Source organism: Mahella australiensis 50-1 BON, from assembly GCF_000213255.1.
Classification (GTDB): domain Bacteria; phylum Bacillota; class Clostridia; order Mahellales; family Mahellaceae; genus Mahella; species Mahella australiensis.
The window spans coordinates 2,983,416-3,005,475 of sequence record NC_015520.1 but is presented as its reverse complement, the minus strand read 5'-3'; the positions used below and the strand labels follow the sequence as shown (position 1 = coordinate 3,005,475).

Sequence of the window (22,060 nt, the reverse complement as noted above, 5' to 3'; positions counted from 1 at the left end):
TAGAAATGCGATAATGAACACAAGAGAGGATGAGTTAAAAGTAACTCATCCTCTCTGGAAAATAAAATAATCTCAAAGCCCGAGATGCGCATTAAGGCGGCGGGATACATAGGAAGTTCTGAACATGGCAAGAGCCATGCGGGGAGCTTCAGATGTACCCACCGTGCCTTGCTATGCCCATTTTAGGTAACTGTGGCCGGTGTACATCGAAGCACCGGCTTTTTTATGCATCCTCGCCGCCAATGCAATCCGGCGGAAAGGATGCAAAAACATGTCAAGGAATTTCAAAACAAGCCAAAAGAAGAGAATCAACTACATTTATTACACCGCAGATGGAGCAAAAATCGTAATAACTCCAGGCGAGAATGGTGTCACCGAAGCGGACATCCAGCTTTTACACACTATGGATGATAACGAAGTGGACGAGCAACGCCGATACGATTATCGGGTAACAGCACATCTGGATGCCTATCATGACGGCGAAGGCGAAGATGCCGATGATCGTAATAAGTATCTTGCTGATGAGACTGGAAATCCTGAACTGCTTATAATTCAGGCAGAAAATGAAGCCGAACATCGAGATATGCTGGACAAGTTAAGAATAGCTATGGAATGTCTTTTACCCCAGCAAAAAGAGCTTTTCAAAAAGGTGTATCTGGAAAAACGAACCAACACTGAGATTGCAGCAGAGGAAGGCGTTACGGAAGCAGCTATTCGCGGCCGCCTTAAGAAGCTCCAAGAAAAGCTTAGGAAAATACTATCCTGATAGGGTTCAAAAAACCATTTATATAAAAATATTTTCTGAAATGGGGTTCGAAAGAACTCCCTTTTTCGCTTATCGATGAGGGGGCAGGAAATCGCCCCCAGAAAGGAGACAAAAAAATGAGTCTGAAACACAAGGTTACTATCAGCGTTGCCAGACCCGGCGGCATCCGTGATCCTGTGATAAAAAGCGGCTCTAAGAGTATCCGCAGCAGGCTTTTAAATTGGCTGTTCGGAGAGAAGATCGGCGTATTCGTGATCACGCCGGGCGATTCGGTCGAAACGGTTGAGATCAAGGAAATCAAGGAAGGAGGCGTGGAGCATGAGCAAGATCAAACTGCTTCTTGATGTTGTCACGGATCTGAGATCTCTGGCGGACAGCTTGCAGGCAGCGGCCGATGCAATAGCAGGCAATGAGCCTGTCGATGCATCACAGCCTGAAACACCAACTCAGGTGCCAACTCAGAAGCCCGAGGAAAAGGCAGTTACATTGGAGCAAGTGCGCGCGGTTTTGGCTGAAAAGTCCCATGACGGTTTTACAGCCGAGGTCCGAGGCCTTCTTGAAAAGTATGGCGCGTCAAAACTCAGCCAGATCGATCCAAACAGGTATGCCGCCCTTCTTGCGGAAGCGGAGGCATTGGAATGAGCGAACATGCTATTCTCTCTGCTTCCAGTGCACACCGCTGGTTAGCTTGTACTCCGTCGGCACGGCTGGAGTTGGAGTTCGACGATAACTCCGGCGCTGCTGCCGACGAAGGGACAGCTGCCCATGCGCTTGCTGAACACAAGCTCCGCAAAGCCTTAAAGATGCGCTCCAAGAAGCCTGTATCAAAGTACGACAGCGATGAGATGGACGCTCATACAGACGATTACGTGTCTTTCGTGCTGGAACAGATCGCTTTAGCAAAGCAGAGATGTTCCGACCCGTTGGTGCTCATCGAACAGAAGTTAGACTTCTCCAAATATGTTAAGGATGGCTTCGGCACAGGAGATTGCGTGATTATAGCCGATGGGACGCTCCACATCGTGGATTTCAAGTACGGCCAGGGCGTTTTGGTTGAAGCTGAGGACAACCCGCAGATGAAGCTTTACGCTCTCGGCGCTTTGGAATTGTTTGATGGCATCTACGATATCGGCAAAGTGTCCATGACCATTTTCCAGCCGAGACGCGAAAACGTAAGTACTTATACGGTTTCTAAGGAATTGCTTTACCAATGGGCAGAGGAAGTCCTAAAACCTACTGCAGCCCTTGCCTATGAAGGCGGAGGTGAATATGTGCCCGGAGAGCATTGCCGGTTTTGCAAGGCGGCAGTTAAGTGCAGAGCAAGAGCTGAGTCAAAGATGAAGCTGGCAGCTTTCGAGTTTGCCCTGCCACCATTGCTCTCTGATGAGGAGATATCTGAAATACTCGCCTCAATCGGCGATCTGACGAGCTGGGCCAATGAAATCATTGCCTATGCCACCGATGCGGCTGTGAATCGCGGAAAACAGTGGCCTGGCTTCAAGGTGGTCGAGGGGCGCTCCAATCGTAAGTATTCCGATGAAGGAGCCGTCGCTGCAGCGGCAAAGGCAGCCGGATATCGTGACATCTACAGGCAGAGCCTTATCACCATTACTGAGATGGAAAAGCTAATGGGAAAATCAAAATTCAACGAAGTCCTCGGCGGGCTCATTATCAAACCGCTGAGTAAGCCGACGCTTGTTCCGCTTTCGGATAAGCGTCCACCTATGAACATATCGAACGCAAAAATTGATTTTATGGAGGAATGTAAATCATGACAAATACTGATAACCGTACAAACTCTAATCCTAGAAAGAACCCCACTAAGGTCGTTACCGGTGTTGTTCGCCTGTCCTATGCCAATGTATGGGAGCCAAAGTCCATAAACGGAGGCACTGAAAAATATAGTGTCAGCCTGATCATCCCGAAGTCAGATACCAAGACCATTGCGGCTATTAATGCAGCCGTGGACGCTGCCATCGAGGAGGGCAAGGGTAAATTCGGCGGGAAGATACCGAACAAAGCAGCTCTTAAGCTCCCCTTGCGTGACGGTGACATAGACCGCCCTGACGACGAAGCCTACGCCAACAGCTATTTCGTTAATGCCAACTCCACCACGGCTCCCCAGATCGTTAACCGCCAACTTGAGCCGATCCTTGACCGCTCTGAGGTTTACTCCGGTGTATATGCCAGGGTGTCGATAAATTTCTACGCTTTCAACTCCAACGGCAACAGGGGCATTGCCTGTGGCCTTGGCAACATCCAAAAAATCCGAGACGGAGAGCCGCTGGGCAGTCGCTCTAACGCAGTAGATGATTTTGCCACAGACAGCGATGATGACTTCCTGTCATGAGAGAGCTCTTTATAGACATTGAAACATATAGCGGAACAGACCTCGGTAAATCCGGGGTCTATCGCTATTCAGAGGCGCCGGACTTTGAGGTGCTCCTTTTTGGATACTGTGCAGACGATGATGAGGTGCGTGTTATTGATCTGGCTTCGGGAGAAGCTCTACCGACTGAAGTTTTAGACGCGCTAACAGACGAAACAGTTGTGAAATGGGCACACAATGCGCAGTTTGAGCGGGTCTGCCTGTCGCGCTGGCTGGAGCGCCAAGGTATCAACTTAAAAGCTTTGAATGGGAATAGCAATTTCCTTAATCCGGCATCGTGGCGCTGCACGATGGTGTGGTCCGCCTATCTCGGATTACCCCTCTCGCTGGAGGGCGCCGCTTTGGTCACGGGTGCGGAGAAACAGAAGCTGACCGAGGGCAAGGAGCTCATTCGCTATTTTTCCTCGCCCTGTAAACCCACCAAGTCTAATGGCGGGCGCACGCGTAACCTGCCGGTTCATGCACCGGATAAGTGGGAGAAATACAAGGAATATAACGCTCGCGATGTAGAAACGGAAATGGCAATAATGAAGCGGCTTTCAAAATTCCCTGTGCCGGAGGACGAATGGAAGTACTACATCCTTGATCAGGAGATTAATGATCGGGGCATCTGTTTAGATATGGATCTGATTAGAGAGGCCATCCGTTGTGACAGGCGATCAAGGACCGTACTTACCGAAGCCGTGCGAGATATCACCGACCTGGACAATCCCAACTCTGTTGCCCAGATGAAGGCGTGGTTTGCTGAAAATGGCTTGGAAACCGAGACACTTGGTAAAGCAGCCGTCAAGGAACTACTGAAAACAGCGCCGGAGAGTTTCCGGGAGGTGCTGGCATTACGGCAAGACCTCGCCAAGAGCAGCGTCAAGAAATACACGGCTATGGAGAACGCAGTATGCTCGGACGGCAGAGTCAGAGGTCTATTGCAGTTTTATGGTGCGAATCGAACCGGACGATTTGCAGGCAGGCTGATTCAGGTTCAGAACCTTCCGCAGAACCATTTACCTGATCTGGTTCAGGCTCGGCAGCTTGTTAAGTCTGGTGACTTCGATGCTTTGGAAATCCTATACGATTCCGTACCAGGCGTTCTATCGGAGCTTATCCGTACCGCCTTTGTACCTATGCCCGGATACAAGTTTATCGTTGCTGATTTCAGTGCAATCGAAGCCCGTGTCATTGCATGGCTTGCCGGAGAACAGTGGCGAAATGAGGTGTTTGCAAGCCACGGGAAGATCTATGAAGCGTCGGCGAGCCAGATGTTCCGTGTTCCCATCGAGGAAATAACAAAAGGCAGTCCGCTTCGGCAAAAGGGCAAGATCGCTGAACTGGCTCTCGGGTACGGTGGATCGGTCGGTGCTCTCAAAGCGATGGGTGCTCTTGATATGGGCCTTGCAGAGGATGAACTCCAGCCGTTGGTAACCGCATGGCGTGCAGCGAATCCCAACATCACCAGACTATGGTGGGATGTTGACCGTGCAGCAAAAACAGCAGTACGGGAAAAGACCGCAGAACAAACACACAACATCCTATTTGAATACCGCAGTGGATTTCTCTTTATCACACTCCCGTCCGGCAGAAAGCTTGCTTATGTAAAGCCGCGCATTGAAGCTAACCGCTTTGGCTCCGATTCGATAACATACGAAGGCGTTGGCGCTTCAAAGAAGTGGGAGCGCATCGAAAGCTATGGCCCGAAATTTGTCGAGAACATCGTGCAGGCAATAAGCCGGGATATTCTCTGCTATGCGATGCAAAGGCTGAGCAGCATGGGTTTTTCGATTGTTATGCACATTCATGATGAGGTGGTTATAGAAACATCATGCGATGTGTCGCCGGAGATTGTTTGCCGCATTATGAGCGAAACACCGCCTTGGGCGGAGGGCTTATTCCTATGCGCTGATGGCTTCGAATGTCAGTTTTATAAAAAAGACTGATTGTGGGGGGGTTCGAATTACTTCTGATTTTCGCATATGGGCAGGAGCATATTATCGCTCCGAATCCATATTTTTAGGAGGTTCAATATGAACGAACTGACAGTATTCAATTACGAAGGCAAGGATATTCGGACTGTCCAACGCGGCGGGGAAACGTGGTGGGTTCTAAAGGATGTCTGTGATGTACTCGAGCTTTCGAATCCCAGCATGATTGCAGATAGGCTGGACGAGGACGAGCAAATGAAAGTTGACCCTAAACAATACTTAGGGTCACGAAGCAATGAGCCAATTACAGTTATTAGCGAGAGCGGGCTTTATAACGTTATCCTGCTTTCCCGCAAACCTGAAGCGAAGAAGTTTAAGCACTGGGTGACTCATGAAGTCCTTCCTTCCATCCGAAGGCATGGAGTATATGCCGTGGATGAACTGCTTGCCGATCCTGATCTTTTGATCATGGCACTTCAGGAGCTTAAGGCTGAGCGGACAAGAAATGCTGCTCTTACAGAAACAGTTCACATCCAAAGACAGCAAATTGCTGAGATGAAACCAAAGGCCAGTTACTATGATGTTATCCTAAACTGCAAAGATGCTGTTGCAATTACTACTATCGCAAAAGATTATGGGAAGTCCGGTCAATGGCTTAATGAGTATCTTCACACCCTCGGAGTGCAGTACAAGCAGGGCAACATCTGGCTTCTGTATCAAAAATATGCGCAGAACGGATATACCTGCACCAAAACCCATAACTATCTGGGCAGCGATGGTGAGTATCACGCGAAAGTCCATACTTACTGGACACAGAAAGGCCGCCTCTTTATCTACGAACTGCTTAAGTCCCATGGCTATCTGCCGCTTATCGAACAAAGCCTTGAATTTGAGGTAATGTGACATGGAAAGAGAAATGAAAACGAAACCTGGGGGAAAACTCATTTCAAAAATAGCATCCGCGCTTCCCTGCGTATTAATGTATCTTTGCATCTTTTGCTTAACCTTTGCTGTAATTAATGGCCTTACTGAAGGGATAAGGTTTGAAACCAAGGCCGAGACGCTGGCAGCCGAGAACGGGTATCTCAAGGGTGAACTTGAGCGGTTCAAAGCACAGCTTGTGCAAGAAACAGGCATCACAGATGCAGATGCCGCGGACGCGTTGCTGTATAGTGGTGATTAAAATGCACATCAGCAAATTTAATGCAGAAGGATATCCTGATCCCACTGCTGCAGAAGCGCTGGAAAATATTATCCGCGAGGAAATTGCGAAAGGCCGGAAACCCTGTGTATTCATTTGTTCTCCCTATGCAGGCGACATCAAGCGCAATACCATAAACGCCAAGAGATATTTAAAGTTTGCAGTGAATGAAAGCGCGATTCCGTTCGCACCACACCTGCTTTACCCGCAGGTATTGGACGACAGCGATCCGGTGCAGCGGAGACTTGGCTTGTTTTTTGGTATGGTGTGGCTGTGTAAATGTGATGAACTCTGGGTATTTGGTAGCAACATTTCTCCGGGGATGGCCGCCGAAATCGATAAAGCAAAACGGCGGCATATTCCAATCAGATACTTTACGGAAAACTGCGATGAGGTGGAGCGGATATGAAGATAGCGGTCGGAAACAGCCGTATGGACAGAAAGTGGAAGAATCGTGACATCACATGGGAGGACTTCAAAAACACCGTCCGTACCACAAAGCGTACAACTGAAACGGTGTCGGAGTTCCGTAAGATGAACCGTGCCCGTCAAGACGCAATTAAGGATGTGGGTGGTTTCGTAGGAGGAGTCCTTCGCGAGGGCAAGCGCAGAAACGGTTATGTGCTATGCCGCTCGATGCTTACCCTGGATATGGATTATGCAAAGTCCGATACTTGGGATATGATTGAGTCTCTCCATGACTGGCAGTGCTGTGTATATTCCACGCATAAGCATACGCCTGAGGCTCCGAGACTTCGGCTAATCGTACCCCTTTCCCGCGAGGTCAGCGAGGACGAATATCCAGCGTTAGGCCGCATGGTGGCAAAAGAAATCGGAATTGATCTGTTCGATGATACCACCTATGAAGCTTCGCGGTTAATGTACTGGCCGTCGACGCCATCCGACGGCGAGTTTGTATTTCGGGAGAAAGATGGAACTCTGCTTGATCCGGACGTGTATCTTTCCAAATATGCTGACTGGCGAGATACCTCTACATGGCCGGTGTCATCACGGCAATCAGAGATTGTGCGGCGGCAGATAACCCGTCAAGCTGATCCGCTGACAAAGGAAGGTGCAGTGGGGGCGTTTTGCAGAGCGTATTCCATCATGGAAGCAATAGAAGAGTTTCTTTCTGATGTATATGAGCCAAGCGCAATCCACGGAAGGTACGATTATATTCCTGCTGATTCTTCGGCAGGCCTGGTCATATACGACGGAAAGTTTGCCTATAGTCACCATGCCACTGACCCGGCATGCGGAAAGCTGCTCAACTCGTTTGACCTTGTGCGTATACATCGATTCCGCGATCTGGATGATAAAACAACCGAGGATACTCCACCCGGTAAACTTCCGTCTTTTAGAGCAATGACGGAGCTGGCGATTAAGGATGAACGCGTCAAGGAGCAATTCGCCGAGGAACGCAAGGCGCAGGCTAAATCGGAGTTTAATAATGAAAACTGGCAAAAGCAGCTGGAGCTTGAGAAGAATGGCGCGGTAAAGAACACCCTCCGCAATCTCACGTTGATTATTGAAAATGACCCCGCGCTCAAGGGGATTGTGTTCAACCAGCTCTCCGACAGCTTGGAAATTAAGGGTGAAGTGCCGTGGCAGCATCCATCAAGATTCTGGCGGGACGCAGATGATGCCCAGCTAATCAGTTATATCGACAGCCGCTACGGAACCTTCTCTGCTCGAAATTATGAGATTGCAGTTACAAAGGTGGCTGATGACCGATCATATCATCCGATACGCGAGTTTATAGATACTCTGCCTGAATGGGACGGTATCCCGCGCGTGGATACACTGCTGGTCGATTACCTTGGCGCTGTCGACAACGCATATGTACGCTCTGTCACAAGAAAGACCCTGTGCGCCGCAATTGCACGTGTCCTGACGCCCGGCATCAAATTTGACTCCATGCTGGTGCTAAACGGCCCACAGGGTGGAGGCAAAAGCACCTTAATTGCCAAGCTGGGTGGAGAGTGGTTTTCTGACAGTCTCTCGCTATCGGACACCAAAGACAAGACAGCAGCTGAAAAGCTCCAGGGCTATTGGATACTGGAGATTGGAGAACTCGCTGGGTTGAAGAAGGCTGAATTAGAAACACTCCGCAGCTTCCTTTCCCGGCAAAATGATATCTACCGAGCCAGCTTCGGGCGCCGGGCAACACCGCACATGCGGCAGTGCGTTTTCTTCGGAACCACCAATGCCGAGAAAGGATATCTTCGGGATACTACCGGCAACCGCCGCTTCTGGCCGGTAAAAACACCTGGCAATGGGACAAAGAAGTCTTGGCAGCTCGCGCAGAGTGAAGTCTTGCAGATATGGGCAGAAGCGCTTGCGTATGTTAAAGCGGGCGAAAAGTTGTATTTAGATCCCGGCCTTGAAAAACTTGCTAAAGAGGAACAGCGGGAAGCGATGGAATCTGATGAGCGCGACGGTCTCGTACGCGATTATCTAGATATGCTCCTGCCGGAAGATTGGGACACGATGGACTTATATGAGCGCAGGGCTTATATAAATGGCACCGAATTTGGAGAAAGCCGGAAAGCAGGCGTCCGCAGACGCACCTCAGTTTCCAACCTTGAGATTTGGTGTGAGTGCTTTGGTAAAGACCGCGCTAATTGTAAACGCATGGACAGCAACGAGATCTCTGCAATAATGTCGGGAATTGGCGAATGGAAGATAGCACCGAAAAAGGAGCGCATCCCGTTATACGGCCCGCAATGGGTGTATGTCCGCGCGGCTGTTCCTGACTCTGTTCCAAGAGACCGTGCTTTGGAACATGTGTGAAGTCAGGAACAAAAAATCCTGTTCCCATGTGCCAAAAACAGCCTTTTGGAACACAACATTGGAACAAGCGCCAGCTCATTAATTAGCGCGGTGCTTTATGACCTGTGTTCCATTGTTCCAATGATTACTATTAAAAATAATAGCAAAGAAAAAGGGCTATATATTGCAAGAAAACACGCATATACGCGCGTAAGAGATTTTTTGGATTTCGGGAACACCTGGAGGTGCTCATGAGAGAGAAATATATCGAGCAAAAGTTGATAAAAGCGGTCAAGACAGCAGGAGGACTTGCTTTAAAATTTATATCCCCCGGTTTTAATGGAGTACCGGACAGGCTGCTCCTCCTGCCGGGGGGAATCATCGCATTTGCTGAAATAAAAGCGAGTGGATCAAAACCTCGACCGTTACAGAAACGAAGGCATGAAATGCTTCGACAATTAGGGTTTAAGGTTTATGTTATCGACGACGAGAGTCAGATTGGAGGAATGCTGGATGAAATACGAACCACATGAATATCAGGAATATGCCACCAATTTCATACTAAGCCATCCAATCGCGGCAATACTTCTGGAAATGGGTCTTGGTAAAAGTGTCATTACTTTGACGGCCATCTTCGATCTGACATTGGACAGCTTCTTGATTCGCAAGGCGTTAATTATTGCTCCGCTTCGAGTTGCACGAGACACTTGGCCTGCAGAAATCGAAAAATGGGATCACCTGAATGGACTTACCTATTCAGTCGCCGTAGGCAGTGAAGCCCAGCGAAAAGCCGCCCTTCTGCAGAGAGCGCAGGTATATCTTATAAACCGGGAAAATGTGGATTGGCTCATCAACGATAGCGGCTTACCATTCGATTATGACATGGTGGTTATCGATGAGTTGTCATCATTTAAATCTCATACCTCAAAGCGGTTCAGGGCGCTTAGAAAAGTACGGCCAAATGTAAAAAGAATCGTCGGTTTAACAGGAACGCCCTCAAGCAACGGATTGATGGACTTATGGGCCGAGATCGGCATCCTTGATATGGGTAAGCGGCTCGGAAGGTATATATCCCATTTCCGATATGCCTATTTTGTACCGGATAAACGGAATCAGCAGGTCATATTTACCTATAAGCCGAAGCCCGGTGCGGAGGAAGCCATATATCGGCTTATTTCTGATATTACTATCAGCATGAAAAACACTGATTATCTGAAGTTGCCCGATTTGGTGATAAATGAAATTCCAGTCCATCTATCAAAGGATGAACGACAGCATTATGAAATCATGAAGTCGGAAATGGTGCTTTCACTCAAAGGCAAGGTAATCGATGCAGTCAATGCTGCCGCATTGAGTAATAAACTGCTTCAAATGGCAAACGGTGCGGTCTATGACGGCAACGGCGGGGTTGTCCGCCTTCATGATCGCAAGCTGGACGCTTTAGAGGATATTATTGAAGCAGCAAATGGGAAACCGGTGCTTATAGCCTACTGGTATAAGCACGACCTTGAACGGATAATGGAGCGCTTTCCGGCTATCCGGTTGGATAACGCCGAATCCATAAAACGGTGGAATGATGGTGAAATCCCGGTAGCCGTTATCCATCCCGCATCCGCAGGACACGGACTAAATCTGCAGGCCGGCGGTTCTAGCCTTGTATGGTTCGGGCTAACATGGTCACTGGAGCTATACCAGCAGACTAATGCCCGCCTTTGGAGACAAGGTCAAAGGGATACAGTGATAATTCATCACATCGTCGCGAAGGACACAATTGACGAACAAGTTATGAAAACTCTAAAGCGAAAAGATAAAACCCAGGCCGCACTTATCGATGCGGTCAAAGCAAACCTAAAGGAGGCGCTCATATGATTGCGCTAAAGTATATAAATAAGAATGCAGCGACTATTGCCGCCATCCGAGACTATAACAATATGCGGTTTATCATCAACAATACTCCGCAGGAGATCAAGGATGTGTATGAGAAAATGGCTTCCCCCAGGTCGCCAAAGCTTTCCGGTCTGCCATCTGAAAGGAATCCTCAGGCAGGTACCGACAAGCTGGTTGCACAGCTTGATAAGCTGGACATACTGCGAGAAAGATACACTCAGGCACTGGAGTACATGTCTTGGTTTGAACCGGCATGGTCGAGCCTCACAGATACCGAGCAGCATATACTTGCCGAGTTTTACATGGGTAACGATCAGAAGTCCGGCGCTACATACCGGCTTATGAATGAACTAAACTACAGTGAAAGCCAGGTAGAACGTCTACGGGCAGCAGCGCTGAATCACCTACGCAGCATGTTGTTCGGATAAATATGAGGGAATTACGAGGGAATGTTTGCCTTCCCGTATGATATAGTTTATATCATCGAATATTATGACGAGAGCCTTCGAGGGGGAACCCGCGGGGGCTTTTCTTTTATCCAAGCGAGGTGATCCAATTGCCCTTTAAGCCCAAGCGTCCTTGTTCTCATCCCGGCTGTCCCAAGCTGACGGACGGCAGGTTCTGTGATGAACATGCAAAACATGAAGCCAAGCGATATGAACGCTATGACCGCGACCCTGCTGTGAGGAAACGATACAACAGGACATGGAAGCGTATCAGGGATAGATACATAGCGGAGCACCCTCTCTGCGAGCGTTGTGAGAAGCAAGGACGAATTACCCCGGCCGAAGAAGTACACCACATCAAGCCACTGTCCTGTGGTGGGACTAATGAAACGAGTAATCTTATGTCCTTGTGTACTTCCTGTCACTCTGAGATCACTGCACAAGAAGGTGGAAGATGGAACAGGAAGGGGCGGTCAAAATCTCTGTGACTTTTTTATCGTGCAACGGGCGGGGGGTCACGCGCGAAAAATCGCAGTTTCAAACGGGGTATATCCCCCGTTTATTTTTATAGGAATCGAGGTGATGTGTATGGCAAAAGACGGTACCTACCGCGGCGGGGCGCGTATCGGCGCAGGACAGAAGAAAAAGCCTCTGGCGGATAAGATTTTGGAAGGAAACCCCGGCAGACGAAAACTAATGGTAATGGAGTTTACGGATGCTGAGGAACTGGAAGGCGAGAGCATGCCGCCACCGAGGGATTATCTTGCTGCAAAGCAGAAGAACGGAAAAACAACACTGGCAGTGGAAATATACGAAAAAACATGGCAGTGGCTTAAGGAACGCAGGTGTGTTCACCTTATCCCTGCGCAGCTTATAGAGCAATATGCCCAGAGTGTGGCGCGGTGGATCCAGTGCGAGGAATGTATCACCGAATTTGGCTTTCTTGCTAAGCATCCGACCACTGGCAATGCCATCCCGTCACCTTATGTGGCCATGAGTCAAAGCTTCATGAAACAGGCCAATAACCTGTGGTATCAAATTTACCAAGTTGTGCGGGAAAACTGTGCTACCGAATACAAAGGGGCTACTCCCCACGATGATGTGATGGAAAAACTCCTGACAGCCAGGAGGGGTGGCTGATGCATAAAACAAATTCAATCTTTCTTAGGGAACTAAGAAAATATAAAGACCGTTTAACGAAGCAGCAGTTTAAGACTCTGCGGGGGCAAGTAATAAACGGAGATTGTGAGGGCGCAAAAAAGGGTCTTAAGAAAATATTGAACAGGAGAATGCAGTATGAACATACAAAAAATATCTGTTGAAAAACTTAATCCAGCAGCATACAACCCGCGCAAGGATTTAAAACCTGGCGATAAGGAATATGAAAAGCTAAAACGGTCAATAGAGGAATTTGGCTATGTGGAGCCTGTTATCTGGAACCAAAAGACAGGTAATGTGGTAGGCGGGCATCAACGCTTAAAGGTTTTGCTGGACTTGGGACAGACTGAGATAGACTGCGTTGTAGTGGATCTTGACCCGCAGAGAGAAAAAGCGCTTAATCTTGCTCTTAATAAGATTCAGGGAGAGTGGGACGAGAATAAACTGGCCGAGCTAATGGCTGAGTTGGACGCAGGTGCATTTGATGTTTCGCTTACAGGGTTTGACGCTTCTGAAATAGACGAACTGCTTAACCGATGGTACTCCAAAGAGGCGATACAAGACAGCTTTGACATAGATAAAGCGCATGAGGAAATTGTGCAGCGCGAGCCTGTAACGAAGCGGGGCGATATCTGGCTTCTCGGGAATCATCGCTTGATGTGCGGCGACTCTACTAAGGATGAGGATTTTGAGAAGTTGATGGAAGGGTGTCACGCACAGATGGCAGTGACTTCCCCTCCATATGGGGTAGGCAAAGAATATGAAAAGGCCGGGATTGAACCATGGTTCGAGACAGTACGCCCAGTGATTAGAAACCTGTGCAGGTATGCAGATATTGTCTGCTGGAACTTAGGTGATCTCTATGCCACCGGCTCTCAGTTTATTGAACCCACCAGTGTTTACAGCGTGAATATGTTCTTGGACAACGGTTACCGCCCTATCTGGATCCGCATTTGGAAGAAGCAAGGGCAAAATTTCGGCGTAGGACCCTATCATCTTGTTTCAAACAAGCCGGTTCAGCAGTATGAGTATATTTCAGCCTTCAGCAATAAAGGAGAAGTTGAGGAATATAACGATCAGGAATATGTATGGCTTTCAGCCTTTGCGGGACACAGTTATAAATTTGTGAAACGGCTTACAAAGGAAGAACGCAAGAAATGGGGTTATGCTGGGATATGGGAGATGACCACTGTACGGGCAAACAAGGAGCATCCTGCAATGTTCCCTGTGGAGCTTCCATGGCGGTGCATCAAAATGCACAGCGACAAAGGCGGTATTGTGCTTGAGCCGTTTTCAGGCAGCGGCACCACTATAATTGCGGCTGAACAGACCGAGCGTAAATGCTACGCAATGGAGTTATCCCCTGTTTACTGTGATTTAGCTGTTAAGCGCTGGGAGGAATTCACCGGCGAAAAAGCCGTCAAACTGGAGGATTAAGATTTATGGATATACTGAAAATACCAGCAGAAAAATTAAAACCTTCGAAATATAACCCGCGGAAGGACTTAAAACCGGGCGATCCTGAATACGAGAAACTCCGCCGATCCATTGAAGAGTTTGGATATGTAGAGCCGGTCATATGGAATAAACGCACCGGGAATATTGTCGGCGGACATCAGCGTTATAAAGTACTTACAGCTTTGGGGTATAAGGAGATCGACTGTGTTGTACTTGATTTGGATGAACAGCGGGAAAAGGCGCTCAATGTTGCACTGAATAAAATCAGTGGCGAGTTTGATATTCCGCTTTTGACCGATCTGCTTATGGATTTAAATGAAGATGGTTTTGACGTTTCTCTTACCGGGTTTGATGCTGCGGAAATTGATGAGTTGTTCCGTGATAAATCAACCGCTAATGTCAAAGAGGATAATTTCGATACAGAAAAGGCAATTGCAGAGATTAAAATTCCGGTTACCAAAAAGGGCGACATATGGGTACTTGGCAGCCACCGTCTGATGTGCGGTGATAGCACCATGCTTTCAGATGTGCAAAAGCTGATGAACGGACAAAAGGCGAGATTTGTTTTCACCGACCCACCCTGGAATGTTGATTACGGTTCAGATACCAGGCATCCAAGCTGGAAGCCAAGACAAATTCTAAATGACAATATGAGCACCGAAGAATTCGGTGCTTTTTTATTGCGCGCTTTTAAATGCATGAAAGAGGTTTCTGAAGCCGGATGCATGACCTATGTGGTAATGAGTGCTCAGGAATGGGGCAGTTTGATGAACGTCATGCGGGAGGCAGGGTATCACTGGTCGAGCACAATTATATGGAAAAAAGACAGCTTGGTACTATCAAGAAAGGACTATCATACCCAGTACGAGCCGATCTGGTATGGTTGGCTTGATGGAACACGCCTTTGCCCGCTTAAAGACCGTAAACAGTCAGATGTTTGGGAGATACCCCGTCCTAAAGTATCGGAGGAGCACCCTACCATGAAGCCGGTATCGCTTGTAGCAAAGGCAATGCTCAATAGTTCCCATATTGGAGATTTAACTCTTGACCTGTTCGGTGGTTCTGGTACGACAATGATTGCGGCACAGCAGACCGGGCGGGTTTGTTTTATGATGGAGCTTGACTCGAAATACTGCGATGTGATTGTAAAGCGCTATGTTTCACAATTTGGCGCAGATTCAGTATTCTTGGTAACAGGTAGTGAAAAAATACCTTACGCGGAAACACAGATTGATTAAAAATGTCCTTGCTTTCCCCTCAAAACAGAGCGTTAATGTACCCCACCAAAAAGGAAAGGTGGGATTTTTTATGGGAATCAAAAATGTTTTAGCTTATTTGAGGGGAGGTGTATGGCATGAGCAATAACAGCTTTCGCTTTTCACAGAAGATTGTCGGTCAGGAGAGAAAAGCCATTGCCTCGGTCATAGCTGAAGCCCTGGAAGGCCAGGTGCGCTATGCCGGAGCACCGGAGTTTTTGTATGAGATTAAAGACGAAAAATCTGCTGGCAGTTGGACGATTGACAGGGACAGTGTGGTTCACTCACCGAAAATCAGTCTCAATGAAATAAAAACCATCCGTTCAGTTATTGACACGTTGAATGTGGAGGGCTTTTCAGCAGAGGGGACCATGACAATTACTCTTTCGTTGGAGGGCTTTAGCGCGATTAGCCTTGAAAACCTAAATAATATGCTGGCCAGCAAAGAGACATTGATAAAGAAGGCGATGTTGATTGAGGGGGAACTTGTAGTCTTAGCTGAAAATGATGAGATTTCCTTCCCTTTCTGGAACGCGACTTTAAATGCTGATGAAGTGCAGACCTATATAACGCTGGCAAAGCAGATGGCAGAACAGGCAAAATTACAGAAGCGAGTACTACGAAAAGAAAAACCAACAGATAATGAAAAATATGCTTTTCGCTGTTTCCTGCTTAGGTTGGGGTTTATAGGTGATAACTTCAAAACTGAACGCAAGGTGTTACTTTCAAGGCTGTCCGGTAACGGGGCGTATCGGAAAGGCAGAGCAAAGGCGGTGGACGAAAATGAATAATTTTCATAGCACCGCCTTCTTTGTCAAGCATCCGTTTAGAATAGAGGATTTAAAAGTGCCGCATCGGTATGAGACGAGGAAACGATTTGTAGTTGTAAAAACTATCGAGCTATCAAAGATTGATTATGATAACTTCGTTGCCGACCTATGTGTTGATCGCATTTTCATTGAGGAAAATAAAGGGCTTTGTCATGTTAATGAGAATGGAGTGTGGCGTTGCCTGCTGGTTAAGCAGCGGGGACGGTCTGATGGAGTGTTGGTAATGCCGGATGGTAGAGATTACCCAAAGTATGCCGCATATTATCCTGGAGAGGAGGACGAACTATGAGTGCAAGAGGCTTCCCTTCAAAAGAAACAGTCCTTCGCATTAAAGAGCAGTATCCGCCGGGAACACGTGTTGAGCTTATCTGCATGGATGATCCGTATTCTAAGCTGAAACCGGGAGACCAAGGAACAGTATCTTTCGTGGATGATATCGGAACTGTTCATATCAACTGGGACTGCGGTTCTTCTTTGGGTGTAGCCTATGGTATAGATGTGATCAGAAAGCTGTAAATGTACACAATTCAAGATGTGTAAAATTGTTCAAAATCCAGTGGAAACTCACGCAGAATTGCCTTGCTATCCTGTGTTTTCAGTGGCCTAATGTACACTGCCAAAGGGCAAAAAACACAGAGAAAGCGAGGAGAAAGCGCAATGCTTACAACGAGATTTGGAATCGAGGTAGAACTGACGGGGATTACAAGAAAACAAGCGGCAAAAACTGCAGCAGCTTTTCTTGGAGGGAGGGTTGAATCCAGCGGAGATTATTACGATACCCAAAAGGTTATTGCACCGGATGGACGGATATGGAAATTCATGAGCGACGGGAGCATCCGGACTCAGAAAAAGGAAAACGGCAGGATTGTGGCGGCTGGCCGGGAATATAGCGTCGAGTTGGTAAGCCCGATACTGACATACCGCGAAGACATTGAAACCCTGCAGGAATTGATAAGGAGGCTTCGCAAGGCTGGAGGTTTTGCAAACACAAGCTGTGGAATTCATATCCATATAGACGGTGCAGACCACACACCGCGAAGCATCCGTAATTTTATCAACATTATCGCCAGCAAGAATGACCTTTTCTATAAAGCATTGCAGATTGCGCCGGACAGGATGCGGTTTTGTAAAAAGATGGATGCGGCACTGGTTGAGAAGATGAATCGACGTAAGCCCAAAACCATGGCGGCGATTGAGAGCATCTGGTACGAAGGTTACAGCGAAAGCCAAAGCACCCATTACCATAATAGCAGGTACCACTTTTTGAACCTGCACAGCTTTTTTAACGGCAATGGGACGATTGAGCTTCGAGGCTTTAACAGCGAACTTCATGCGGGAAAAATCAGAAGCTACATAGTGCTTGCCCTTGCGTTAAACCATCAGGCGTTAACCCAAAAATGCGCTTCCAGCAAGAAACCACAGGTTGAAAACGAGAAGTTTGCCATGCGGACATATCTCAACCGCATAGGACTTATTGGTGATGAGTTCAAAAACTGCCGGGAGCATCTTTGCAAACACCTTGATGGTAACGCAGCATGGCGGTTTCGGGCAGCATAGATAGACAAGCGCAGGGGTGGATCTCCGCCTCTGCCTTGGTAAATACAAGGAGGATGATACGATGAGCAAAGAAAAAGGAACCATATATTTAGCATACGGAAGCAATCTGAACTTAAGGCAGATGGCATACCGCTGCCCAACGGCAAAAGTGCTGGGGAGTGCAAAACTCACAGGATACCGGCTGTTATTCAGAGGAGGGAATGGCGGCGCAGTAGCGACAATAGAAAAACAAAAAGGTGAAAGTGTACCGGTACTGCTCTGGAGAATCATGCCTAATGATGAGAAGGCGCTGGACAGATATGAAGGTTATCCGCATCTATACCGGAAAGAAACGGTTAAGGTACGTTTCAAAGGGCAGTGGGTACCCGCAATGGTGTATATCATGAATGAAGGTAGACCTTTGGGAGCACCGGGTCGTTACTATTACGAGGTGATCCGGCAGGGCTATATAGATGCGGGTTTTGATATTTCGTTTCTCAATAAAGCGGTAAGAGATTCAATTTCAGCGGCAGAGAAGTCAGAGGTGTAGGACATGGGTAACGAGAATCTGATAACTGATAAGATTTATCGGCAGATTATGGCCATACGGGACAGCGGTGCCTGTAATATGTTTGACTTGCCAAGAGTACAGGAAGAGGCATATAAAATGGGGTTTTATGAATTAGTAGTATTTCTTAATGAACACAAGAAAGAATATGCCGAGTTTATCCTGACAGGCAAACGATAACGGTTATAACGTAACAAGTTTCATAGAAATCCACTTTAGAGAGGAACTTCATCCATGAGGTTCCTTTTTTCTTGCTCAATTTTAGGAAAGGAGGCGGCAAAGCTGCGGAAGTTAAAACGGTATAAACCAACCAAGTTTATGGCGGAAGGTTCTCGATATGACAAGGAAGCGGCGGATGCCGCTGTTACTTTTATAAACTGCCTGAAGCATACCAAGGGTGAATGGTATGGAATGCCTTTTGAATTAATTGACTGGCAGGAACAGATTGTCCGGGATATATTCGGAATCTTGAAACCTAACGGATATCGGCAGTTTAACACTGCCTATATAGAAATTCCAAAAAAGCAGGGTAAGAGCGAACTTGCAGCGGCAATTGCTTTATACCTTACCTGCGGTGATTTCGAACATGGTGGCGAGGTTTACGGATGTGCATCTGACCGTCAGCAGGCATCCATCGTTTTCGATGTTGCGGTAGATATGGTGGAACAGTGTCCGGCATTAAAATCTCGAATTAAGCCAATGCTGTCACAGAAGCGGCTGGTTTATAAACCGTTAGGCAGTTTTTATCAGGTGCTTTCAGCGGAGGCATATACGAAACATGGCCTAAACGTCCATGGTGTGGTATTTGACGAACTTCATGCCCAGCCAAACAGGGATCTTTATGATGTAATGCTTCACGGATCTGGCGATGCAAGAAAACAACCGCTGTTTTTCCTGATTACAACTGCTGGCACAGACCGCAATTCCATCTGCTGGGAAGTACATCAAAAAGCAGAGGATATTCTTCAGGGACGTAAGATAGATCCGACTTTCTACCCTGTTATCTACAGCGCAGCCGATACCGATGACTGGACAAGTGAAAAGGTATGGAGAAAGGTTAACCCGTCACTGGGCATTACAGTTGATATCGAAAAACTGAGAGTGGCTTGTGAAAATGCCAAACAAAATCCTGCAGAGGAAAATTTATTTCGTCAGCTCCGCTTAAATCAGTGGGTGAAACAATCGGTGCGCTGGATGCCAATGGATAAATGGGATAAGTGTGCGTTTCCTGTTGATGCAGAAAAATTGCGCGGCAGAACCTGTTACGGAGGACTTGACTTGTCATCTACTACCGACATTACCGCCTTTGTGCTAGTGTTTCCACCGCTTGATGAATCTGACAAATATCAGATTCTACCTTTTTTCTGGATACCGGAGGAGAATATTGATCAGCGTGTGCGGAGAGATCATGTGCCTTATGATGTCTGGGAGAGGCAGGGCTTTTTATTTACCACCGAGGGTAACGTGGTACATTACGGTTTTATCGAGACCTTTATTGAGGAACTCGGAATGAAATATAACATTAAGGAAATAGCCTTTGACCGCTGGGGCGCAATTCAGATGACGCAAAACCTCGAGGCTTTGGGTTTTACGGTTGTTCCATTCGGTCAAGGCTTCAAGGATATGTCCCCGCCTACAAAAGAGTTGATGAAGCTGACATTGGAAGAACGCATCGCCCATGGCGGTAATCCAGTACTGCGGTGGATGATGGACAATATCTATGTCAAAACCGATCCCGCCGGAAACATTAAGCCGGATAAAGAAAAATCCACCGAGAGAATAGATGGTGCGGTAGCGTTAATTATGGCGCTTGACCGCGCGTTAAGGCATGACGGGGATGAACACAACGGATCAATTTATGATGAAAGGGGGCTGTTGATTATATGAGTGTATTTTCCCGTTTGTTCAAAGCAAGGGATAAGCCGAAAAACAGCCTGTTCGGTAATGCATATAGCTTTTTCTTCGGCGGCACATCCAGCGGAAAGACTGTAAATGAGCGGACTGCTATGCAGACAACTGCAGTGTATGCCTGTGTAAGGATACTTGCAGAAGCCATCGCCGGGCTTCCGCTTCATGTGTACCGCTATAAAGAAGACGGTGGCAAAGAAAAAGCGTTGACCCACCCGCTCTATTATTTACTCCATGACGAACCAAACCCTGAGATGACTTCATTCGTGTTTCGAGAAACACTGATGAGTCATCTTCTTTTATGGGGAAATGCTTACGCTCAAATTATTAGGGACGGTTCCGGACGAGTGCTGGCGCTTTATCCACTTTTGCCAAACAAAATGACGGTAGACAGGGCTCCAAATGGAGAACTGTTTTACACTTATCGGCGCGACAGCGATGAGAGCAGGGTTAATCCAAAAGCAGGCCTTATATACCTACGAAGTGAGGAGGTTCTTCACATCCCGGGACTCGGTTTTGACGGGCTGATTGGATACTCCCCTATTGCTATGGCCAAGAACGCCATAGGCATGGCTATTGCCTGTGAGGAGTATGGTGCATCCTTTTTTGCCAACGGAGCAAATCCGGGTGGCGTTCTGGAACATCCCGGCGTATTAAAGGATCCGGCAAAGGTGCGAGAAAGCTGGAACGCTGTTTATCAAGGAAGTGCCAATGCTCATCGCATTGCAGTTCTGGAAGAGGGAATGAAGTTTCAACCAATCGGCATTCCACCCGAACAGGCACAGTTTTTAGAGACAAGAAAGTTTCAGATAAATGAAATCGCTCGGATATTCCGAGTACCTCCCCATATGGTTGGAGATCTTGAAAAGTCAAGCTTTTCAAACATCGAACAGCAATCTCTGGAATTTGTTAAATACACGCTTGACCCGTGGGTGGTGCGTTGGGAACAGGCTCTCCAAAAAGCGCTGCTTTTACCATCAGAGAAGCGGGCATACTTTGTCAAATTCAATGTAGATGGCCTTCTGCGCGGTGATTATGCAAGCCGCATGAATGGTTATGCTGTAGCTCGCCAGAACGGCTGGATGTCTGCTAACGATATCCGCGAGCTTGAGGACATGAACCGGATTCCGGCGGAGTTGGGCGGAGATCTGTATCTTGTTAACGGTAACATGACCAGGCTTGCCGATGCAGGTGCCTTTGCAGGTAAAAACAATGCTGAAACGGAGGGATCAAAAGTTGAACAAATCACAAAAACAAAAACCGGTTCGCCGCTTCTGGAACTGGATACAAAACGATGATGGCAGCCGGACATTATATATTGACGGCCCAATAGCTGAAGAAAGCTGGCTGGGAGACGAAGTAACTCCCAAGCAGTTCAAATCAGAGCTGTTGTCCGGAGAGGGTGATATAACGATCTGGATCAACAGCCCTGGCGGAGATATATTTGCAGCTAATCAAATTTACAACATGCTTATGGATTACAAAGGCAAAGTGACGGTAAAGATTGACGGTATTGCAGCCAGCGCCGCTTCGGTCATAGCTATGGCCGGAGGTGACGTCTTTATGTCACCAGTCAGCATGATGATGATTCACAACCCTATGACAATAGCCATCGGTGATACAGAAGAAATGGAGAAAGCTATCGCAATGCTGGAAGAAATAAAGGAATCCATCATCAACGCTTATGAGCTGAAAACCGGGCTTTCCAGGGCAAAAATATCGCACCTAATGGATGCAGAAAGCTGGTTTAACGCAAGAAAAGCGGTGGAACTTGGCTTTGCCGATGGAATCTTGTTTATGGAGGATGAATCATTCCCATCCGAATTTGAAGTATCAGGAGGAATGATCTTCAGCAGGCAGGCAGTAACAAATTCCATCCTGCAAAAGCTTAAACCAAAAGAGAAACCAAAAGGAACACCAATTGAGTCGCTTGAAAAGCGGCTTTTTTTATTAAAACCTTAAGGAGGAT

The 22,060-nt window shown here is 47.4% G+C and carries 26 protein-coding genes; all 26 read left to right on the top strand.

Features of this window, described 5'->3' with window-relative positions:
* Positions 1-271: 271 nt before the first annotated feature.
* The 26 genes from MAHAU_RS14095 (at position 272) to MAHAU_RS13965 (ending at position 22,053) form a co-directional block, all read left to right on the top strand.
* A complete protein-coding gene (locus MAHAU_RS14095) occupies positions 272-766 on the top strand; it encodes an RNA polymerase sigma factor (RefSeq protein ID WP_013782382.1) in 495 nt (164 codons plus the stop codon).
* A gap of 116 nt (positions 767-882) precedes the next feature.
* Positions 883-1,110 (top strand): hypothetical protein, encoded by a 228-nt coding sequence (locus tag MAHAU_RS14090; protein WP_013782381.1) that lies wholly within the window; start codon positions 883-885, stop codon positions 1,108-1,110.
* A complete protein-coding gene (locus MAHAU_RS14085; RefSeq protein WP_013782380.1) occupies positions 1,085-1,408 on the top strand; it encodes a hypothetical protein in 324 nt (107 codons plus the stop codon). Before MAHAU_RS14090 ends, MAHAU_RS14085 begins: the two co-directional genes overlap by 26 nt.
* Positions 1,405-2,541 carry a DUF2800 domain-containing protein gene (locus MAHAU_RS14080; RefSeq protein WP_013782379.1) on the top strand — a complete coding sequence of 379 codons (1,137 nt, stop codon included), beginning with the start codon at positions 1,405-1,407 and terminating at the stop codon, positions 2,539-2,541. The genes MAHAU_RS14085 and MAHAU_RS14080 overlap by 4 nt, the downstream gene beginning before the upstream one ends.
* Positions 2,538-3,116, top strand: a complete 579-nt coding sequence (locus tag MAHAU_RS14075) for a DUF2815 family protein (protein ID WP_013782378.1) — start codon at positions 2,538-2,540, stop codon at positions 3,114-3,116. The genes MAHAU_RS14080 and MAHAU_RS14075 overlap by 4 nt, the downstream gene beginning before the upstream one ends.
* Positions 3,113-5,086: a DNA polymerase gene (locus MAHAU_RS14070; RefSeq protein WP_013782377.1), complete on the top strand. Its 1,974-nt coding sequence runs from the start codon at positions 3,113-3,115 to the stop codon at positions 5,084-5,086. The genes MAHAU_RS14075 and MAHAU_RS14070 overlap by 4 nt, the downstream gene beginning before the upstream one ends.
* 87 nt (positions 5,087-5,173) lie before the next feature.
* A complete protein-coding gene (locus MAHAU_RS14065; RefSeq protein WP_013782376.1) occupies positions 5,174-5,974 on the top strand; it encodes a phage antirepressor KilAC domain-containing protein in 801 nt (266 codons plus the stop codon).
* A 1-nt stretch (position 5,975) separates the two neighbouring features.
* Positions 5,976-6,254, top strand: a complete 279-nt coding sequence (locus tag MAHAU_RS14060) for a hypothetical protein (RefSeq protein WP_013782375.1) — start codon at positions 5,976-5,978, stop codon at positions 6,252-6,254.
* A gap of 1 nt (position 6,255) precedes the next feature.
* Positions 6,256-6,681 (top strand): DUF7768 domain-containing protein, encoded by a 426-nt coding sequence (locus MAHAU_RS14055; protein WP_013782374.1) that lies wholly within the window; start codon positions 6,256-6,258, stop codon positions 6,679-6,681.
* The gene (locus MAHAU_RS14050; RefSeq protein ID WP_013782373.1) at positions 6,678-9,065 is read left to right on the top strand and encodes a virulence-associated E family protein; all 2,388 of its coding nucleotides are present in this window, start codon (positions 6,678-6,680) and stop codon (positions 9,063-9,065) included. Before MAHAU_RS14055 ends, MAHAU_RS14050 begins: the two co-directional genes overlap by 4 nt.
* A 230-nt stretch (positions 9,066-9,295) precedes the next feature.
* Positions 9,296-9,577 (top strand): PDDEXK family nuclease, encoded by a 282-nt coding sequence (locus tag MAHAU_RS14045; RefSeq protein WP_013782372.1) that lies wholly within the window; start codon positions 9,296-9,298, stop codon positions 9,575-9,577.
* Entirely contained in the window at positions 9,558-10,913 is a 1,356-nt protein-coding gene (locus MAHAU_RS14040; RefSeq protein ID WP_013782371.1) for a DEAD/DEAH box helicase, read from the top strand. Before MAHAU_RS14045 ends, MAHAU_RS14040 begins: the two co-directional genes overlap by 20 nt.
* The gene (locus tag MAHAU_RS14035; protein WP_013782370.1) at positions 10,910-11,359 is read left to right on the top strand and encodes a hypothetical protein; all 450 of its coding nucleotides are present in this window, start codon (positions 10,910-10,912) and stop codon (positions 11,357-11,359) included. Before MAHAU_RS14040 ends, MAHAU_RS14035 begins: the two co-directional genes overlap by 4 nt.
* Before the next feature lie 128 nt (positions 11,360-11,487).
* Entirely contained in the window at positions 11,488-11,865 is a 378-nt protein-coding gene (locus tag MAHAU_RS15475; protein WP_013782369.1) for an HNH endonuclease, read from the top strand.
* 100 nt (positions 11,866-11,965) lie between these two features.
* On the top strand, positions 11,966-12,517 hold the full coding sequence (locus MAHAU_RS14025) for a P27 family phage terminase small subunit (RefSeq protein ID WP_013782368.1): 552 nt from the start codon (positions 11,966-11,968) through the stop codon (positions 12,515-12,517).
* 156 nt (positions 12,518-12,673) lie between these two features.
* Positions 12,674-13,972 carry a site-specific DNA-methyltransferase gene (locus MAHAU_RS14015; RefSeq protein WP_013782366.1) on the top strand — a complete coding sequence of 433 codons (1,299 nt, stop codon included), beginning with the start codon at positions 12,674-12,676 and terminating at the stop codon, positions 13,970-13,972.
* A 5-nt stretch (positions 13,973-13,977) separates the two neighbouring features.
* Positions 13,978-15,231 carry a site-specific DNA-methyltransferase gene (locus tag MAHAU_RS14010; RefSeq protein WP_013782365.1) on the top strand — a complete coding sequence of 418 codons (1,254 nt, stop codon included), beginning with the start codon at positions 13,978-13,980 and terminating at the stop codon, positions 15,229-15,231.
* A gap of 116 nt (positions 15,232-15,347) precedes the next feature.
* A complete protein-coding gene (locus MAHAU_RS14005) occupies positions 15,348-16,040 on the top strand; it encodes a virulence factor (protein ID WP_013782364.1) in 693 nt (230 codons plus the stop codon).
* On the top strand, positions 16,033-16,368 hold the full coding sequence (locus tag MAHAU_RS14000; RefSeq protein WP_013782363.1) for a DUF6329 domain-containing protein: 336 nt from the start codon (positions 16,033-16,035) through the stop codon (positions 16,366-16,368). Before MAHAU_RS14005 ends, MAHAU_RS14000 begins: the two co-directional genes overlap by 8 nt.
* Complete coding sequence (locus MAHAU_RS13995) at positions 16,365-16,595, top strand: DUF4314 domain-containing protein (RefSeq protein ID WP_013782362.1); 231 nt, start codon at positions 16,365-16,367, stop codon at positions 16,593-16,595. Before MAHAU_RS14000 ends, MAHAU_RS13995 begins: the two co-directional genes overlap by 4 nt.
* A 141-nt stretch (positions 16,596-16,736) precedes the next feature.
* On the top strand, positions 16,737-17,636 hold the full coding sequence (locus MAHAU_RS13990; RefSeq protein WP_013782361.1) for an amidoligase family protein: 900 nt from the start codon (positions 16,737-16,739) through the stop codon (positions 17,634-17,636).
* Between the two features lie 61 nt (positions 17,637-17,697).
* Complete coding sequence (locus MAHAU_RS13985) at positions 17,698-18,165, top strand: gamma-glutamylcyclotransferase family protein (protein ID WP_013782360.1); 468 nt, start codon at positions 17,698-17,700, stop codon at positions 18,163-18,165.
* A 3-nt stretch (positions 18,166-18,168) separates the two neighbouring features.
* Positions 18,169-18,363 (top strand): DUF5049 domain-containing protein, encoded by a 195-nt coding sequence (locus tag MAHAU_RS13980; RefSeq protein ID WP_004400074.1) that lies wholly within the window; start codon positions 18,169-18,171, stop codon positions 18,361-18,363.
* A gap of 54 nt (positions 18,364-18,417) precedes the next feature.
* On the top strand, positions 18,418-20,070 hold the full coding sequence (locus tag MAHAU_RS13975; RefSeq protein WP_013782359.1) for a terminase large subunit: 1,653 nt from the start codon (positions 18,418-18,420) through the stop codon (positions 20,068-20,070).
* Positions 20,067-21,389: a phage portal protein gene (locus MAHAU_RS13970; protein WP_013782358.1), complete on the top strand. Its 1,323-nt coding sequence runs from the start codon at positions 20,067-20,069 to the stop codon at positions 21,387-21,389. The genes MAHAU_RS13975 and MAHAU_RS13970 overlap by 4 nt, the downstream gene beginning before the upstream one ends.
* Positions 21,328-22,053 carry a head maturation protease, ClpP-related gene (locus tag MAHAU_RS13965; RefSeq protein ID WP_013782357.1) on the top strand — a complete coding sequence of 242 codons (726 nt, stop codon included), beginning with the start codon at positions 21,328-21,330 and terminating at the stop codon, positions 22,051-22,053. The genes MAHAU_RS13970 and MAHAU_RS13965 overlap by 62 nt, the downstream gene beginning before the upstream one ends.
* Positions 22,054-22,060 lie beyond the last annotated feature (7 nt).